Origin of the sequence: Kitasatospora sp. NPDC094028 (assembly GCF_049543595.1) — a bacterium.
GTDB lineage: Bacteria > Actinomycetota > Actinomycetes > Streptomycetales > Streptomycetaceae > Kitasatospora.
The window spans coordinates 1-1,340 of the sequence record NZ_JBMVFA010000102.1 but is presented as its reverse complement, the minus strand read 5'-3'; the positions used below and the strand labels follow the sequence as shown (position 1 = coordinate 1,340).

Below are 1,340 nucleotides of genomic sequence, written 5' to 3'. Positions count from 1 at the left end.
GATCCTCACGGTCAAGCCGCAGGACATGGGCGCCCTGCTGGACGAACTGGCCCCGCACGTCCCCGCCGACCGCCTGGTCATCAGCGGCGCCGCGGGCATCCCGACCGCCTTCCTGGAGGAGCGCCTCGCCAAGGGCACCCCGGTGGTCCGCGTCATGACGAACACCCCGGCCCTCGTCGACGAGGCCATGTCCGTCATCTCCCCGGGCACCCACGCCACCCAGGAGCATCTGGCCATCGCCGAGGACATCTTCGGTGCCGTCGGCAAGACGCTCCGTGTGCCCGAGGGCCAGCAGGACGCCTGCACCGCGCTCTCCGGCTCCGGCCCGGCGTACTTCTTCTACCTGGTCGAGGCCATGACCGACGCCGGCATCCTCCTCGGCCTGCCCCGGGACAAGGCCCACGAGCTCATCGTGCAGTCCGCCATCGGCGCCGCCGTGATGCTCCGCGACAGCGGCGAGCACCCGGTGAAGCTCCGGGAGAACGTCACCTCTCCCGCCGGTACGACGATCAACGCCATCCGCGAGCTGGAGAATCACGGTGTCCGCGCGGCCCTCATCGCCGCCCTGGAAGCCGCCCGGGACCGCAGCCGCGAGCTGGCCTCCGGCACGAAGGACTGACCTGGCCGGGAGGGACCGGCCGGTGGTTGACACACCTCGGGGCGATCCGTAAGGTACTCCGAGTTGTCCGACGTGAGCGCCGACTCCGGTCGGTCCCCGGACAGCCATTCCGTGAGCACCACCCATTCCGATGCCTCGGCGTCGAACACTTTGGTGTGCGTATTTGCGAAATGAGGAATCCGCGTTCGAAAGAACGAGGCCCCCCGATTAGCTCGGGAGCCGGGAATCCGCTAATGTCTCACTCGTCGGAACGGCCCAACGGCCGGGAAGACAAGCCCCGCTGACTGGGGGTCAGACGCCGAAAGGATCTGATAGAGTCGGAACCGCCGGAAAGGGAAACGCGAGAGCGAGAACCTGGAAAGCACCGAGGAAATCGGATCGAGAAAAGATCTGATAGAGTCGGAAACACGAAGGGAAGCCCGGAGGAAAGCCCGAGAGGGTGAGTACAAAGGAAGCGACCGTTCCTTGAGAACTCAACAGCGTGCCAAAAGTCAACGCCAGATATGTTGATACCCCGTCTCCGGTCATCATGACCGGGACGTGGTTCCTTTGAAATAAACACAGCGAGGACGCTGTGAACGGTCGGACTATTCCTCCGACTGTTCCGCTCTTCAGTGTGTTCACCGGCTGAAATATTTTTCGGCCGAGTAAACATTCACGGAGAGTTTGATCCTGGCTCAGGACGAACGCTGGCGGCGTGCTTAACACATGCAAGTCGAAC

Annotated in this window: 1 protein-coding gene and 1 rRNA gene; both read left to right on the top strand. The window is 64.0% G+C overall.

What is annotated here, in order from left to right; all coding sequences use genetic code 11:
• Nucleotides 1-619, top strand: a 619-nt coding sequence (proC, locus tag ACPC54_RS42075; RefSeq protein WP_498973034.1) for a pyrroline-5-carboxylate reductase, incomplete at its 5' end; no start/stop codon positions are given.
• Nucleotides 620-1,273: 654 nt separating this feature from the next.
• Nucleotides 1,274-1,340, top strand: a 16S ribosomal RNA gene (locus tag ACPC54_RS42070); the annotation flags it as partial.